General features: G+C 44.5%; 14 protein-coding genes and 1 pseudogene. 10 read left to right on the top strand and 5 right to left on the bottom strand.

The window, feature by feature from the left end; all coding sequences use genetic code 11:
• Positions 1–135: 135 nt before the first annotated feature.
• The 10 genes and pseudogenes from aroF to JMF81_RS13980 form a co-directional block, all read left to right on the top strand.
• Entirely contained in the window at positions 136–1143 is a 1008-nt protein-coding gene (gene aroF / locus JMF81_RS14025; RefSeq protein ID WP_201312044.1) for a 3-deoxy-7-phosphoheptulonate synthase, read from the top strand.
• A 93-nt stretch (positions 1144–1236) separates the two neighbouring features.
• On the top strand, positions 1237–1803 hold the full coding sequence (gene pth / locus JMF81_RS14020; protein ID WP_201312043.1) for an aminoacyl-tRNA hydrolase: 567 nt from the start codon (positions 1237–1239) through the stop codon (positions 1801–1803).
• A gap of 3 nt (positions 1804–1806) precedes the next feature.
• The gene (gene mfd / locus JMF81_RS14015; protein WP_243282679.1) at positions 1807–5331 is read left to right on the top strand and encodes a transcription-repair coupling factor; all 3525 of its coding nucleotides are present in this window, start codon (positions 1807–1809) and stop codon (positions 5329–5331) included.
• Positions 5332–5377: 46 nt separating this feature from the next.
• Entirely contained in the window at positions 5378–6496 is a 1119-nt protein-coding gene (locus tag JMF81_RS14010; protein ID WP_201312041.1) for a peptidyl-prolyl cis-trans isomerase, read from the top strand.
• A gap of 183 nt (positions 6497–6679) precedes the next feature.
• On the top strand, positions 6680–8764 hold the full coding sequence (locus JMF81_RS14005) for a BglG family transcription antiterminator (protein ID WP_201312040.1): 2085 nt from the start codon (positions 6680–6682) through the stop codon (positions 8762–8764).
• A 6-nt stretch (positions 8765–8770) separates the two neighbouring features.
• The gene (locus JMF81_RS14000; protein WP_201312039.1) at positions 8771–9238 is read left to right on the top strand and encodes a PTS sugar transporter subunit IIA; all 468 of its coding nucleotides are present in this window, start codon (positions 8771–8773) and stop codon (positions 9236–9238) included.
• Positions 9239–9254: 16 nt separating this feature from the next.
• Positions 9255–9557, top strand: a complete 303-nt coding sequence (locus JMF81_RS13995; protein ID WP_201312038.1) for a PTS sugar transporter subunit IIB — start codon at positions 9255–9257, stop codon at positions 9555–9557.
• Between the two features lie 41 nt (positions 9558–9598).
• The gene (locus JMF81_RS13990; protein WP_201312037.1) at positions 9599–11026 is read left to right on the top strand and encodes a PTS galactitol transporter subunit IIC; all 1428 of its coding nucleotides are present in this window, start codon (positions 9599–9601) and stop codon (positions 11024–11026) included.
• Between the two features lie 2 nt (positions 11027–11028).
• A complete protein-coding gene (locus JMF81_RS13985; protein ID WP_201312036.1) occupies positions 11029–12321 on the top strand; it encodes a sn-glycerol-1-phosphate dehydrogenase in 1293 nt (430 codons plus the stop codon).
• Positions 12315–12620 (top strand): annotated as a pseudogene (locus JMF81_RS13980) (class II aldolase/adducin family protein); the annotation flags it as partial. The gene JMF81_RS13985 and the pseudogene JMF81_RS13980, both read left to right, overlap by 7 nt.
• On the opposite strand, the gene JMF81_RS13975 reads toward JMF81_RS13980, so the two are convergent.
• From JMF81_RS13975 to mobV, 5 genes are all read right to left on the bottom strand, one after another.
• Positions 12618–14474 (bottom strand): recombinase family protein, encoded by a 1857-nt coding sequence (locus tag JMF81_RS13975; RefSeq protein WP_001820670.1) that lies wholly within the window; start codon positions 14472–14474, stop codon positions 12618–12620. The pseudogene JMF81_RS13980 and the gene JMF81_RS13975 sit on opposite strands and share 3 nt — an antisense overlap.
• 54 nt (positions 14475–14528) lie before the next feature.
• Entirely contained in the window at positions 14529–14720 is a 192-nt protein-coding gene (locus tag JMF81_RS13970; protein WP_001820669.1) for a hypothetical protein, read from the bottom strand.
• 71 nt (positions 14721–14791) lie between these two features.
• Positions 14792–15022 (bottom strand): YdbC family protein, encoded by a 231-nt coding sequence (locus JMF81_RS13965; RefSeq protein WP_001206986.1) that lies wholly within the window; start codon positions 15020–15022, stop codon positions 14792–14794.
• Between the two features lie 45 nt (positions 15023–15067).
• Positions 15068–15922: a ParB/RepB/Spo0J family partition protein gene (locus tag JMF81_RS13960; protein ID WP_000743700.1), complete on the bottom strand. Its 855-nt coding sequence runs from the start codon at positions 15920–15922 to the stop codon at positions 15068–15070.
• An 8-nt stretch (positions 15923–15930) separates the two neighbouring features.
• Positions 15931–16896, bottom strand: a complete 966-nt coding sequence (mobV, locus tag JMF81_RS13955) for a MobV family relaxase (protein ID WP_001820668.1) — start codon at positions 16894–16896, stop codon at positions 15931–15933.
• Positions 16897–17089 lie beyond the last annotated feature (193 nt).

Here is a 17089-nt window from a genome sequence, read left to right as displayed (position 1 = left end):
TGTGATCGAGTAATTCAAGAGAGAAAGAATTATCATAGACGTGCATTCCGGCAGCAGGAGTGCACGTCTTTTTCTTTGACTTTTAGTTTTGCGCTTTAAAGTGCAAAAGCACACGGTTAGAAAGGAGATACCAGGATGATTATTATTTTAAAAAAACAGGCAGACGAAAGAAAAGTAGAGGCATTAAAGCAGGAGATGATCAGTCAGGGACTGTCAATCCATGAATCAGAAGGAGCCAATACCAGGCTGCTGGGCCTGATCGGAGATACTTCTGTCGTGGATCTGCGGCATATTATGGCCAACGAGATTGTGGAAAACGTCAAGAGGATCCAGGAGCCTTACAAGAAAGCAAATCGAAAGTTCCATCCGGAAGATTCCGTGATCAAAGTTGGAAATGTTAAGATTGGTGGAGGACATTTTGCAGTCATTGGAGGCCCGTGCTCCATTGAATCCAAAGAACAGATGGTGGAAGTGGCTGAGAAGGTCAAAGAAGCAGGAGCTCTGCTGCTGAGAGGAGGGGCGTTTAAGCCGAGGACTTCTCCGTACTCTTTCCAGGGACTGCATGGAGACGGATTAAAGCTTCTTCTGGAAGCGAAAAAAGCAACGGGGCTTCCGGTGGTAACAGAGATTATGGATGCCAGCCATCTGCCGCTTTTTGAAGATGTGGATCTGATTCAGGTGGGAACCCGGAATATGCAGAACTTTGAATTGTTAAAGGAACTTGGAAAAATCAATAAACCGATTCTTTTAAAGCGGGGAATGGCAAGCACCATTGAGGAATGGCTTATGAGCGCGGAATATATTATGGCAGGAGGAAATGAAAATGTGATTCTTTGTGAGAGAGGAATCAGGACATATGAAACATCTATGAGGAATACACTGGATCTGTCAGCGATTCCGATGATTAAGAAAAAGTCCCATCTTCCGGTGATCGTAGATCCGTCTCACGCAACCGGAATCCGGGATATGGTAGAACCGATGTCTCTGGCAGCAGTGGCAGCGGGAGCTGACGGCCTGATGATCGAGGTTCATAACGACCCGGCCAGGGCCCTGTGCGATGGGCCGCAGTCTCTGACGCCGGAGGCTTTCGCGCATCTGATGGATAAAGTAACGAAAATGAGAGAATTTTTTGAAACTTTATAAGTATGAAAAAAGCCCATGTTGTGCTATAATAAGGGAGAAAACAGCCCGGGAGCGTATGTTCCCGGGTCTTAAGTGCGTCTAAAGGAGAGTAGAATGAAAGTAATCGTTGGCCTGGGAAACCCGGGAAAGAAATATGAGAATACACGCCACAACATAGGTTTTGCGGCGATTGATTATATTGCGGAAAAAGAGGGCATAAACATAAATACAGGAAAACATAAGGCGCTGGTGGGAAGCGGATATATAGACGGAGTCAAAGTACTGCTTGTAAAACCACAGACCTTTATGAATCTGAGCGGGGAAAGTCTGCGGCCGATCATGGATTTTTACAAACTGGAACCGGAAGATTTTCTGGTGATTTTTGATGATATCGACCTGGATGTGGGAAGAATCCGGATCCGCAGAAAAGGCAGCGCCGGAGGTCACAATGGGATCAAAAGCATTATAAGCCATCTGGGAAGCATGGAGTTTCCAAGAATCAAGATCGGAGTCGGAGCGAAGCCGCCGGGATATGATCTGGCAGATTATGTATTAGGCCATTTCAGCAAGGCAGATCAGGAGATTCTGCAGGAACGATTTGAAGATGTTTATGACGCCGTGAAGCTGATTGTCGGAGATGATATAACGGAAGCGATGAATCGTCATAATAAAAAGAAGTAGGGGATGAAGGTGTTAGAACAAATATTAAAAAATGATAAAGTATATCAGCAGATTCAGGCAGGACTTGAGGAGAACAAGGGTCCTGTTTTTGTATCAGGATGTACGGATACAGCGAAATGGCATCTGTGCAGTTCGTTAAAGAGTCAGGAAACATCTGGAAAATGGAAGATCGTGATTGTGCCGGATGAGATCAAAGGAAGACAGTGGGCGGAAGGCTGCGGCTTCTTTGGTGAAGATGTTTATTTTTTCCCGGCAAAGGATCCGTTGTTTTACAGCGCGGATGTTCACGGCAACGCAATCGCCAAAGAAAGAATGAAATGCATCCAGAAGATCATGGAAGGATCCGGCGGTATTTTTGTCATGGCGGTAGACGCGGCCATGGACCGGGTGGTGCCTCTGGAAGAAATAGAAAAATATCGAATTTTATTAAAAGCCGGAGATATTCTGGAAGAAGAGGCATTTTCCAAAAAACTGGTCGCCTTGGGATATGAAAAGACCGGATTTGTGGAAGCAGCCGGAGAGTTTGCTGTCCGCGGGGGAATTTTAGATGTTTATCCGTATACAGCAGACTGCCCGTACCGAATCGAATTATGGGGCGATGAAATCGACTCTATCCGAAGTTTTGACGCTGAAAGCCAGCGTTCTATTGAAGAAATTGAAACTCTGGTCATCGATCCGGCAACGGAAATCATTCTGGAAGAGGAACGAATTGCGTTTGGTCTTTCTCAAATGGAAAAAGATTATAAGAAACTGGCTGAAGAGTTCCATAAAAAAATGGAAACAGAAAAAGAGGTTCGTCTCAAAAAAGAAATCAAACGAATCAGAGAAGAACTTTCAGAACTCCATATGCTGATTGGAGCGGAAGGATATCTGCCGTATTTTTATGACAAGTTAACCAGTGTTTTAACATATTTCCCGGAAGATACACTGGTTTACCTGGATGAACCGAAACATATAAAAGAACGGGCAGAAGCATTTTTCCTGGAATTTACCGAGAGTATGAAGAGCCGTCTGGAAAGAGGATATCTGCTTCCGAAACAGGCGGATACGGTAACAGAATTCGGAGAAGCGGTACGGCAGATGGAGAAGCATCCAATGGTGTGTCTGAGTATGATCCTGGCAGAGATCGAAGAAATACCGGCAGCAAAGACCTTCTTTATGGAAGCGAGGTCCATTCAGTCTTACAACAACAGTTTTGAGAGGCTTTTGAAAGATCTGGCTTCATATCAGGAAAAGGAGTACCGGATTATTGTAGTATCTCCTTCTGTGACCAGGGCGAAACGTCTGGCAGAAGATATGAGAGCCAATCAGCTGACGGTTACCTACGATAAAACGTTATCATCGTCTGTGGCGCCGGGACAGATTGTTGTCACAGCAGGAAAATTGAAAGCAGGAGTTGAATATCCTGAGACAAAATGGGTATTAATTTCAGAAAGTGATATTTTCAAAGGAAGAAAAGAAAAACGAAGAAAGAAAAACAGTGCGCTGAAAGGAGAGAAGATCAAGAATTTCTCTGATATCAGCATTGGAGATTATGTAGTCCATGAAAAACATGGTGTTGGCATTTACCGTGGAATTGAAAAGATTACAGTGGGCGGAGTGGAAAAAGATTATATCAGTATTGAATATCAGGGCGGAGACAATCTGTTTATCCTTGCATCTGCTCTGGATCAGATTGCGAAATATGCCAGTGCCAACGCGAAGAAACCAAAGATTCACAAACTGGGTGGAAGTGAGTGGAAGAAAACCAAGAACCGTGTCAAGGGACGGGTTCAGGATATCGCGAAGGAGCTGGTGGAATTGTATGCGATCCGTCAGGCAAAAGAAGGATATGTGTATGATAAAGACAGCATCTGGCAGAAGGAATTTGAGGAAATGTTTCCTTACGAGGAGACGGATGATCAGCTTCAGGCAATTGCGGATACTAAACGGGATATGGAAAGCAGGAAGATCATGGATCGCCTGATCTGTGGGGATGTAGGATATGGAAAGACAGAAGTCGCTATCCGTGCAGCATTTAAGGCGGTGGACAATGGAAAGCAGGTTGCCTATCTGGTTCCGACTACGATTCTTGCCCAGCAGCATTTCAATACCTTTGTCCAGAGATTTCAGCAGTATCCGATTACAGTCCGCATGCTGTCCCGGTTCTGTACTCCGAAAGAACAAAGGGAAACAATCGAGGGTCTGAAAAATGGTACGGTGGATGTGGTGATCGGAACCCACAGGCTTCTCTCAAAAGATCTCCAGTACAGAGACCTGGGGCTTTTGATCATTGATGAGGAGCAGCGGTTTGGCGTAACGCACAAAGAAAAGATTAAGACCATGAAGAAGGATGTGGATGTTCTGTCTCTGTCTGCCACACCGATTCCAAGAACACTTCATATGAGCCTTATCGGAATCCGTGATATGAGTCTTCTGGAAGAACCGCCTCATGACAGGAGAGCGATCCAGACCTATGTGATGGAGTACAATGAAGAACTGGTAAAAGAAGCGGTCTATCGGGAATTGACTCGTGGAGGACAGGTTTATTATGTGTATAACCGGGTCAATAATATTGCGGAAGTCACGGCACAGCTTCGGAAGCTTATGCCGGATGTGAGAATCGCGTTTGCCCACGGACAAATGAAAGAACGGGAACTTGAAAAGATCATGATGCAGTTTATGGAACGAGAGATTGATATGCTTGTATCAACAACGATCATTGAGACTGGTCTGGATATTCCAAATGTCAATACTATGATCATCCATGACGCCAATCAGCTGGGACTGTCTCAGCTGTATCAGCTGAGAGGACGAGTAGGAAGATCTAATCGGAATGCGTTTGCTTTTCTAATGTACCGGCAGAATACACTGCTGAAAGAAACAGCAGAAAAGAGACTGCAGGCAATCCGTGAATTTACTGATCTGGGATCCGGATATAAGATTGCCATGAGAGACCTGGAGATCCGCGGAGCGGGAAATCTGCTGGGACAGGCGCAGTCAGGGCATATGGAAGCAGTGGGATATGATATGTACTGCAAGATGTTAAATGATGCCGTTATGCGGCTGAAAGGCGAGATCAGGGAAGAAGAGTTTGAAACGGCGCTGGATCTGGACGTCAATGCGTTTATACCATCGTCTTATGTGCGCAATGAATCGCAGAAACTGGAGCTGTATAAGAGAATTTCCGCAATCGAAACAAAAGATGAGATGGAAGACATGACGGATGAGCTCATCGACCGGTTTGGAGATCTTCCGGCAGCTGTGCATAATCTTTTGTATATCGCATTCCTGAAGGCAATGGCCCATACGGCATGTATCATTGATGTAAAACAGAAAGGTGAAAATGTATCCTTTCAGATGAAACCGGATGCAAAAGCAGATGTGGACCGGATTGAAGATGTGCTGAAAGAATTTGATGGAGAGCTGTCCCTGCGGGCAGGAGAAGTTCCGACCTTTGTATTAAATCTGGAAAATACAAAGAAGAAGCAGAGACTGGGAAAAATCGAATCCTGCATCGGCGCTTTGAATGGATTGATAATGAGGTAGTATTGTAGTATAATACTCACAGTAAAAATTATGGAGGAAAATAGGAATGAAGAAATTAGCAAAGAAGCTGTTGTGTTTCACAGCAGTCCTTGCCTTGTCAGTTTCTCTTTTTACCGGATGTACACCGAAGAATGAAAGAACATTATTTGAATATGCCGGACAGGAAGTGAAGTTCCAGGAAGCCCATATATATGCGAGGATCATGCAGTATCAGACAGAAGAACAGTATGGCGCGTATTTTGGGGATGACATGTGGAAGATGCAGGCGGGAACAGATACCAGCGGCAATGCCATCACCATGCAGGAATCTGTCAAAGACGGCGTGATCAATCAGCTGAAGCAGGTAAAAGTGCTTGTGGCTCACGCGGATGATTATGATGTAAAGCTTACCAAGTCTGAAAAGAGTGAACTGGAGGATAATGTAGATTCTCTGGTAAAGACGGACATTGGAAAGAAAGTCATGAAAGACACGGAAGCCGATAAGGACGCAATCATGAATCTGTACCGGGAGATCACCCTGGCCAATAAGGTGATGCAGGCGATCATTGAAGACGCCAATGTAACGGTATCAGATGAGGAAGCCAAGACTGCCACTGTTTACAAGCTGGTATTTACAACAAAGAAAACAGACAGTAAAACAGGAAAAGAAAAAGATATGTCTGATTCTGAGAAAAAGGGCCAGCTGAAGAAAGCCCAGTCAGCTCTCAGCGCTCTGAAGGCGGGAGAAGGAGCCAGTTCTGTCGCTAATAAGTTCGGAGTCAGTGATGCAAGCGGAGAAGAATCTTACACAAAAGGAAAATCCGAGTTAGGCAGCAAGTTTGAAGAAGCAGCTTCCAAGCTGGGAACCAATGATATCAGCGGTATTGTTCAGACAGATGACGCTTATGTCATCATCAAGATGATCAATCCAAATGATACAGACGCAATGGCTGCGAATAAGCAGACTCTTTTGCAGGAAAAGCAGCAGGAAGCTTACGAAAAAGTCTATAAAAAATGGACCAAAGACGCAGATAAAGAATGGGATGATGAAAAATCAGTTAACCAGAAGCTGTGGGATGAAGTAGAATTTACTTACAAAGCAACAACAGCGGCTTCAACGACAGAGAATTCTTCCACGACAGCGGAAGATGGAAGCTCTGCAGCGACAACAGAGAGCAGCAAATAGCAAAAAACAGGATAGATACAAAGTCCGGAAGGAAATGGTCATTTCCTTCCGGACTTTATTTTTTTGCACAAAAGAGTGAAGAAAAATATTTTTTTGATATTTTTCTTCAAAAAGATTGCAAAACATCAAACTGTTTTTTGAAAGTGCTGAATGATATACTGCAATTACAGGTGAGGTGAACATATGAATAAGAGATCTCGGGAAATATTATCTCAGCTAATCAAGAAAAATGAATATGGCCAAAATTTATCAATTCAAAATTTGGCAGAAATGTTTGATGTTTCCATAAGGACCATTCGATATGACATCAATCAGGTCAATGATTTTCTCAAAGAAAATGGTCTGGAGCAGGTTCGTCTGGGAAATCAGGGGATTATTGAAACAACACCGGATATTCGGAATGCAAAGACGTCATTGATGAATGAAGGCTTTTATTCTTTTAAACTTTCAAGGAACGAACGTATTTTTTTTACAGCAGTGCTTTTGATTGGAGCGGATGACTATATTACATTGTCTGATATCGCGGACTGGCTGTTTGTCAGCAGGTCGACCGTCATACAGGATTTAGAACATGTTAAGGAATTCTTCCGCAGACATCAGCTGTATCTGTTGTCACATTCTAATAAAGGAGTATTGCTGGAAGGAAGGGAGATTGATAAAAGAAGACTGATTTTCGATATGATTCAGTCTAACAGCAGTGTTTTCAGGGAAGAACCGATTTTTCAGCATCTGATGGAGTGTTTATCTAAAAACGCGCAGGTGGATCTGGAAGACCGGACGATGATCGAGAAAATTATCAATGAAGCAGAGCATGCATATGGCCGGTTCCTGACTGATCAGGCTTTTATGCAGATACGGATTTACTTTGAAATATCGCTGTATCGTCTTCTGCGGGGACATTATGTGGAGAGCATGGGAGAAAAAAACAGTAAGTATCCTATGGCGCAGGGGATTATGCAGCAGATCCAGAGATTTATCGTAAAAGAAGTGCCGGAAACAGAAAGCGCTTTTTTAGCGGAAGTGCTCAATCGAGTCAAGTACATAAAAAAGACTACGAGCAATCAGGAAATCGTAAAAATGCAGGTGATCACAAGGACATTTATTGAAAATATTTCAAAGGATATCGGGAGAAACCTGCAGGGTGATTATATTTTTTATGAGAATCTGATCAACCATCTGGAATCTACATTTTCCGCAGTAGGGAAAGGACCGGGAATCGGTTCTGTTGTGGATGAAGTAATTCAGAGATATCCGAAAGTGCAGGAGGCAGTCAAACGGAACGTATATGTGCTGGAGGAATATATCGGAAGGAAACTTTCAGAAGAAGAAATTGCCTATATTGTTATCCATGTCTGCGCGGCCATTGAGCGCAATAACAATGAAGCGACGAGATATTCTGTCATACTTGTCTGCAACGGCGGAATTGGAACATCCCAGCTGCTTCTGGCAAGACTGGAAAAGTTTTTCCATCTGGATGTTCTGGATATCATCCCGGCGCATGATATAAAAAATGTGGATATGAGCAATGTGGATGTGATTATTTCGACCATCTCTCTGGATCAGGAAAACGTGGAATATATTCAGGTTGATCCGCTGCTGAATGATGAAGACTGCATCCGGGTAGGAGAAAAACTTTCGAAAATTAAGCCGAGAAACCAGAAAAAAAGTGAACCGGTTTCCGCCGGAAATGAAGAACCGGTCAGATATCTGGAAAAAATCAGGACAATTCTGGAAGAGAACCAGCAGGAAACCAGGTTAGGAGAAATTCAGGATGTGATCGATGAATTTTTTCAGAAAAAAGAAGAGGTTCTTCTGACAGACCTTTTGAGGCCACAGGCTATTTCGCTGAATGTGGAGTGCGGCGACTGGAGAGAGGCCATACGGGCATCGGCAAAATATCTTTTGAAGGAAAAAGCAGTGACGGAACGTTACGTAGAAGCCATGGTGCAGAATGTAGAGAAAAACGGGCCATATATTGTGCTGGCCCCGGGATTTGCGCTTCCTCATGAAGCTTTAAACGCAGGAGCAGTGAAGGTCGGTATGAGTCTGATCCGTCTGGCGCATCCGGTTCCTTTTGGAAAAGAAGAAATGGATCCCGTTGAATGGGTATGCTGTCTGAGCGCGATCAATAAAGAAACACATCTGAAAGCAATGTTTCAGCTGGTCAACCTGTTTTATGATCCAAAATTCCGAAAGGAAATCCAGGAGAGTAAAACGCCGGAAGAAGTTTTTAAAGTAATCAATCAATATGAGTATGAAACGAGGTAAAGGAATATGATTTGGGAAGACTTAAATGAGAATCTGATTATGCCAGATCTGAAAGCTGGAAGTTCAGACGAAGTATTTCAGCAGTTAGGGGGACTTCTGGTATCAGAAGGATACTGCAAATCCAGCTACGTGCAGGCATTAACAGAGAGAGAAAAAGATTTTCCTACCGGGATTAATATGGGAAATATAGGGATTGCCATTCCCCACACAGACAAAGAACATGTTATAAAAGGCGCGGTTGCCATCGGAGTTTTAAAGGAACCGGTGCATTTCTATCAGATGGGAACCAATGATGAAAACGTAGAAGCAAAATTGATTTTTATGCTTGCGGTCAAAGATCCGAAAGAGCATCTGGTCTTCCTGCAGAGGATTCTGATGGTCCTGCAGGATCAGGAAGTGCTGAAGCAGCTGATCGAGACTAAAAACAAGCAGGAAATTATAAACATTATCAAAGAAAAAGAAGAGCAGCTATAAGTAAGGAGGAAATCAGATGAAAGCAGTAAACATTTTATCCGTATGTGGATCAGGAACAGTAACGTCATCCATGGTAGCAGCAAAATTAAAAGAAAAATTAGGAGACAGAGGATATTCTGTATCTACAACAGAGGCCAGACCAACGGAAGCCTTAAATCTTGCCCAGTCAGGAAGATTTGATATTATTACCCACACGAGTCCGCTTCCAGATGGTGACTATGGAATCCCTGCAGTGAATGCGTTTGCATGTATTACAGGAATAGGAGAGGATCAGTTTTTTGATCAGGTGGAAGAAGCTTTGAAATCTGTTGGAAAGTAGAAGATAGCCGGAGTCATTCTGAAATATAGGGAGGAAGCTATATGATTATATTAGAAACATTAAAGGCCGTTATTGATAACTTTGGATCTGCCATTGTAGTTCCATTTATCATTTTTATCATAGCATTGATATTCCGTGTAAAACCAGCAAAGGCATTTTTGTCAGGGTTATACGCCGGAGTATCTCTGGAAGGTTTTACACTGATCATTGGCGCTTATACGCCGATCATTACACCGCTGGTACAGAACATGTCAGATGTTATGTCCAATATCACAGGTGTTCACTTAAATACCTTTGACGTAGGATGGCAGGCGACTTCAGTTGTAGCGTTTGCAACCAGTGCGGGAATGATTTATCTGGGACTTGGAATCGCCCTGCAGACCATCTTATTCCTTGTAAAATGGACGAACATTTTCCAGCCGTCTGATCTGTGGAATAACTATTCTTACATTGTATGGGGAGCTATGGTAATCTTCAGCACCCACAACTTTGCTCTGGGAATCGCATGTATGATTCTTCTGAATCTGTACAGTCTTCTGATTTCAGAATTAGTAGCAAAACGCTGGTCTAAATATTACAATTATCCGAATTGTACGATCATTGCCATGCATAACGTAGAACCGGCAATCTTTGCAATCGCAATCGATCCTATTCTGAATAAATTAGGTTTAAATAAAGTAAAACTGAATCCAAAATCCATTGAAAAGAAACTTGGATTTATCGGAGAACCGATGACTCTTGGATTTATTCTTGGAGCTTTGATCGGAATCCTTGGAAGCATTGATAAGCTGGGTACTTTAGCCGGCTGGGGAGATGTGCTGGAAGCCGCTATCGCAACAGCAGCGATCATGGCAATTTTTCCGAAAATCGCAAGTATGTTTGCACAGGCATTCGCTCCGATCACAGAAGCAGCCAGAGTATTTATGGGAAAATCCGGGGACAGAGAGTGGTATATTGCCGTTAATGACGCGGTTGGATATGGTGAGCCGGCAACACTGACCAGTGGACTGCTCCTGATTCCAATCATGGTTATCATCGCAACGATCCTTCCTGGAAACCAGGTTCTTCCGGTTGTCGATCTGCTGGCAATTCCGTATATGGTACAGGGACTGGTAGCAGTATATAAAGGAAATATGTCTAAGATCCTGGTAGCAGGAATCATCTGGTTCAGCCTTGGACTGTTAATGTGTACCTATACAGCGCCGCTGTTCACAGAAGTAGCAAGATCCGCAGGATTCGCGATCCCGGCAGGGGCTGCCATGATCACAAGTTTCAATATTCTTGGAAAACCAATGCTCGGATTTGTTTTCCTGGCATTCTTATCCGGAAATCCACTGTTTATTGGAATTGCGGTTGCGGTTTACGCAGTTGCGTTTATCATCTTTAAGACAAAGAATCAGCAGATTGTGGAATATCTGGACCGCCAGGCAGATAAAAATGACACAGCCACAGAACAGCAAGGAGTATAGGAATGAAAATAGATGTCAATGAATTTTTAAAACCATGCAGCTGCGGAAGAAAACATGAAATTGTCGTAGATGACATTATTATTGAAAGCGGAGCCATCTCACAGCTTCCGGATATTTTAAAGAGACCTGCATATGCGGACAAGAAATCACTGGTAATGATCTGCGATGAAAATACATATGAAGCTGCAGGAAAACAGGTAGAAGAACTGATTCCAGGCTTGAAAAAGATCGTACTGAATCCGGAAAATCTTCATGCCAATGAACATGGAGTAGAAGCAGCGAAAAAAGGTCTGGACGAAGTCGGCGGAGCGGATCTGATGATCGCGGTTGGTTCTGGAACGATTCATGATATTACAAGATATCATGCGTATGAGATGAAAATTCCATTCTTTTCTGTACCGACAGCCGCAAGTGTAGATGGATTTGTTTCAACAGTGGCTGCAATGACATGGCACGGCTTTAAGAAAAGTTTTACTGCTGTATCACCGGTCGTTGTTGTGGCAGATACGGATATTTTCAAGAAAGCACCGCTGCGTCTGACAGCATCCGGGGTCTCTGATCTCCTTGGAAAATATACAGCGCTGGCTGACTGGAAGATCACCCATCTGCTGACTGGAGAATATATCTGTGATGAGATCTGCAGCATGGAATATGAGGCTCTTGACCGGTTAAAAGAAAGTCTGGATGGACTGACCACAGGAGATGCAGATGCATATGAGAATCTGATGTACGGACTGCTCCTTTCCGGTCTTGCAATGCAGATGACAGGCAATTCAAGACCAGCGTCCGGAGCGGAACATCATATGTCCCATTTGTGGGAAATGGAAGTAATCAACGATTATATCGATTTTTATCATGGAGAAAAGGTTGGCGTCGGCTTAGTGCTTGCCTCTAAAATTTATCATAAAGCGGCAGAAAAAATGGAAACCGGAGATTTTAAAGTAAAAGATGCCATGCCGGTGGAAGAAGAACTGATCCGGAAAAACTTCAGCAAACCGGGAATGTTTGAGATCATTATGGAGGAAAATACACCAAACCTTCTGGATGAAGTGGATCCGGCAAAATTGGTGGAAAAGAACGAGGAGATTATTTCTATAATCCGGGAAATTCCGACAGCAGAGGAACTGGTTGAAATGATCGAGAAAGTGAAGGGAGTAAAATCTCTGGAAGACCTTGGATTTGATGAAAGCTACCAGGCGAAAAACGCAAATCTGTCACCGTATGTCAGGGCAAGAATCACTTTTATGAGACTTCTGAAATTCTATGATTTCTATGAGGAGGTCATATCATGTTAGAAGAATTAAAGCAGCAGGTATATGAAGCAAATATGGAACTGCCTGCCAAAGGGCTGATCACTTATACATGGGGAAATGTAAGCGGCATTGACCGGGAGAAAGGATTATTTGTAATTAAGCCAAGCGGCGTGCCGTATGAAGAATTAAAACCGGAAGATATGGTTGTCATGAATCTGCAGGGGGAGAAGGTAGAAGGTGAAATGAACCCTTCTTCTGATACGCCGACACATCTGGAACTGTATCGGGCCTTTGAAACTCTGGGAGGCATCGTACACACTCATTCACCATGGGCAACTTCAGTCGGTCATTTTTTGCGGACAGTTCATACATGCTATCCTTTTCTGTTCTCTGCTCCTGCGTTTGCTCTCGTTTGATTTCTCCCTCCGTATCTTCTTGGCACAAGCAGGACAATACCTTGATGCACCAGAGCCCGGGACATATTCAACGCCGCACACCGTACAATTTTTAGCGGGCATTGCTGCCCACCGTTTTGTAGGTATGATATGTAATTCATCGACAAAGCCGATGAATTTATAGTAAATCTTGATTTCCTGCTTCACTGTTCCGTCTGCCATCTTCTCACGCTCCGAAACAAGTATCTTGTCTATGAGTGCGTTTATAACTGTTGCATCCAGTTCTTTTAAGCCTTGATAATTTCGGATAAGGGCGAGGAAGTCACGGATTCCCCGTGATTTCTCGTAGCTTTCATTAAGAGTTTCCGTCACCTCTTTCAGCCTTGCTTCAATTTCAAGCTGCTCTTTCTGGTATTTCCCCGACATCATCTCAAAATTCCGCTCGGTAATACGCTCCATGACCTTATCCTCGTAGAGAGAGGAAAACAGCCTGTCCAGTTCCGCAAGGCGTTTGTTCAGCTTCTTACGTTCTTTCTCTAATGCTTTCGCCCTGCTCTGGTCTGTTTCCGTGAGCCGCTTTTCTATGGCCCTGACCGCCTTTTCATCATTCACTGCCATATCCGCAAAACAGTTGATGTCGGCAAGAACGGCATTGAATAAATCCCTTGCTTCTATATTGTGGGCACTACACTCGCTTCTTCCGTTTCTTGCATAATTATTACATGAATACTGTACACAGTCGATAATCTCTGGGCGTTTCCTCCTGTGTACGTTCATTGCCCGCAGAGCACATCCGCAGTCCACACACTTGATAACGCCTGCAAAAATATTTACAAATCCTCCCTTGTTCTGTGGAAGCCTACGACTTGTAATAAGCTGTTGGACAATATCAAATTCCTCCTGCGTGACTATTCCCTCATGGGTATTGGGTATCACTTCCCATTCTTCGGGCAGCTTAGAGGGGCGTTTCTTGCTTTTCATATTGGCGGCAATCCGTTTGTAGCCTACAAGATTTCCCGCATATATCGGGCTTCTTAAAATGCTCCTCACGCTGTTCCCACTCCAAATATAGCGTTTGTCCTCGTTCCCCTCAAAATGACGTTCAAAGCCTGTTTCGCCACGCTCCGCCGCATAAGCGGCAGGGCGTAGGATATGCTGTTTATTAAGATGTCTGCAAATTTTGGCAACTCCATTCCCTTTTAATGCAAGGTCGAATATCTCTTTTACAACATGTGCCACTTTATCATCTATCAGCAGATGGTTGTGGTCGGCAGGGTCTTTGATATAGCCATAAGGGGCGGTAGTTCCCATGAATTTCCCCTGTTGAAACCTCGCCCGATATGCCGATTTTATCTTAACAGATATGTCAGCGGCATACATTTCGTTTAAAATGTTGCGGAAAGGCGTGATGTCCATAGCAGATTTATTCAAGGTATCTACGCCGTCATTGACCGCTATATACCTCACGTTATGCTCTGGGAAGAAAACTTCCAGATATAACCCACAATCAAGATAGTTTCTCCCCAGACGGGATAAATCTTTCGTAATCACGCAGTTTATCAGACCGCTTTCAATGTCTTTTATCATATTCTGGAAACTTGGTCTTTGGAAATTTGTACCAGAATAACCATCGTCCACATACGTTTTTGCTATGTGCCATCCCTGCTTTTTCACATAATCCGTGAGGATGGATTTCTGTGTCGCAATGCTCGCACTCTCGTTATCCGTACCATCGTCTTTAGATAAGCGGCAATAAATGCCGACTAAATAGATTTTCTTTTCTTCTTTGATTCCTGCCATACTGTAAAACCTCCGTATCTGTCCTATCTGTTTTCATGTCCCATTGCGTACATTCTAAGCGGACAGCCCCTCATTGTCGAAGGTGTCGCCCTCGGCAATCTTCTTCCGAATATCCTCGGAGATAATCGGGACAAACGCTTCTGTAACGGTCTGTGTGCCGACATATTCACGGCTGATTATCATCTGCACTGGTGCTTTTGGCACGATACGCTTTCTCTTTTTATCTGCTTTCTTATCCTCGCCCATACTTAAATCTTCCTTTCCAGACAGGGCAGGGAAGAGTTTGGAAATGTCCCCGCCCTGCCAATCAGATACCATTAATCCTCGCTGTTTAATTCTTTCTGTAATGCTTTAAGGAGTGCCGCCGCTTCATCAGCGTTCAGCGTGATTCCCTTGCCGCACTTTTCACGGTTCGGGGAAAAGCTGCGGATGTCATACTTCGGCTCTTTCCCATTCCATGAAATGAGATTGATTTCCTTTGTGTAGCCACTGTCGCCCGTAGACAATACTGCGATTTCCTTTACGATTTCATACTGGATTTCTCTCATTCTCCATACCTCAACTCTCTGTATTTACTTCCCGAAAAAAGAAGATTAGCGGCTGTCACGGTTGCGTTTCCTCTGCAACTCACGCTCCAAAAGTTTGATGATGGTTTCCTCCATCTGCTTCGGCGTTGTGTTCTTCGGAAAGTATTTTTTCAGCTTGCTTGTGTTGATTTTCAAGGTTTCTTTCTGGTTGCCCTTTTCCTCCGTCATAATCGCAAATATCGTATCCATGTCAAGCCGCCCGCTCTGGCTTAACTGTTTCATCCGCTGTGCCTGTGAGAGTGAGGGCGTTGCTTCTTCGCTCTCCATCGTGGCAAAGAGGTTTTCCTGCTCGTCTTTCTTCAAGAAGGACAGTTCCACCGCAGGCGTGAGGGCGATTTTCCCCTCGTCCACCATCTGCAAAATCGGCGGTATCAGTTCCGTCAGGCGGATAAAACGCTGCACGGTCATCCTGCCCACGCCGAAGCCCTGTGCCACCTTGTCGTCCGTCCGCAACTTCGTCACAACTTGTGACGAGGTTAAGTCTGTGCGGAAACCCTGCCGCTTCATGGCTTCGGATTTCATCTTGTAAGCAAACGCCCGCTCCGATGGCAGGATATTCTCACGCTGCAAATTGCTGTCTACAAGGGTGATGATGGCTCGGTCACGGTCTAAGGGCAGGACAAACGCAGGCACGGTATTTATCCCTGCAAGTTCAGAAGCACGGACACGCCGCTGTCCTGCAATCACTTCATAACCGTCCCCGTCCTCTTTCGGGCGTGTGATTATCGGCGTGACAATGCCAAATTCCTTGATGCTTTCCGCTAACTCTGACAGTGTTTCATCTTCTGCCACATGAAACGGATTGTCGGGGAACGGGTACAAGTCTTTGGTCTTTAACACCTTAAAATCCTGTTTCTTCATTCACATATCTACCTTTCTTTCGCTCTGCTTCTATGATTTTTCTGCAATTCTTCCAACACTTCGGGCGGTATTTTTGACAGCAGCCGCCCCATCTGCTCGTTGGTTCTCTGCAATTCAAATATCTTCTGATTCGCTTTCTGCACCTTTAGTTCCTGCTCGTACTTTTCATCACGCATACGCCCCGCATAGTCTGATTCCTGCCCAATTCTCTCTTTCAAACTGTCGATATACGCCTGCTGTTTCCCGATTTCCTTAGAGAATTTCTCCACGTCTGGCAGCCATGCAGAGAGTAAATCTAACGCTTTATCCCTTTTCTTCCCTGCGTTAAAGGCGTTGATGTCGGATAGGGCAGACACGATTTCTTCATACTGTTTATCAAGCCTGCCGCCTAATTTATAGAGCCATGTGGGGACGTGTTTCCGCTTGGTTTCCATTGAGGACTGCCCCCGTTCAAGCTGATTCCACCGTGAGGACATCCGCTCATGGTAGGCGGTCTGCCACTCGGATAATGATTTCTGGTTGCCTAAGATAGCTTTCGCTGACAGCTTATTGTCTGGCGTAATCGGCACAAAGCAGAGGTGCATATGGGGCGTTCTCTCGTCCATATGGACGACAGCGGAGAGGATATTCTGCTTTCCAACACGCTCCGAAATGAAGTCAAGAGCCGTCTGGAAATACGCTTTTTGTTCTTCGGGCGGTAACTGGTTCATAAATTCTGGTGAAGCTGTGATGAGCGTTTCCACCATCATCACGCTGTCTTTCCTTGTCCTGCACCCCGCTTCGGCTACCATGCGGTTAATCTCTTTCTTGTAGGTGTACTTTGGTGGTGCTATGAGATGGTAATTGTTTTTAGAGCGTTCCATATCTATATCTGGGTTGCTTTTGTAGGCTTCTTTCTTCCGCTCGTTGTGGCGTTCACAAGCCGCAACGCCGCCCGCTTTTCGTTTCTGGAAACGCAGGATTGCATAAGGCATAGGCGGATTCCTCCTTTCTTTCGGCGGGTGACCGTCCTTTGGGGTGACAGCGGTGACGGTGGTGACAGCAGTTTTGGGATACCCCCTGCCGACTGCCGCAACTGTCACCCTCACCCCCTGCATGACGGTCATGTCGATGATGACGGTGTTTTTGGGATACCCCCCTCGCAAGAGCCGTCACCGTCATGCCGCC

The sequence above is a fragment of the Anaerostipes butyraticus genome (assembly GCF_016586355.1).
Classification (GTDB): domain Bacteria; phylum Bacillota; class Clostridia; order Lachnospirales; family Lachnospiraceae; genus Anaerostipes; species Anaerostipes butyraticus.
Note: the sequence above shows the minus strand (reverse complement) of the source record. Positions and strands in the feature narration are given on the sequence as shown.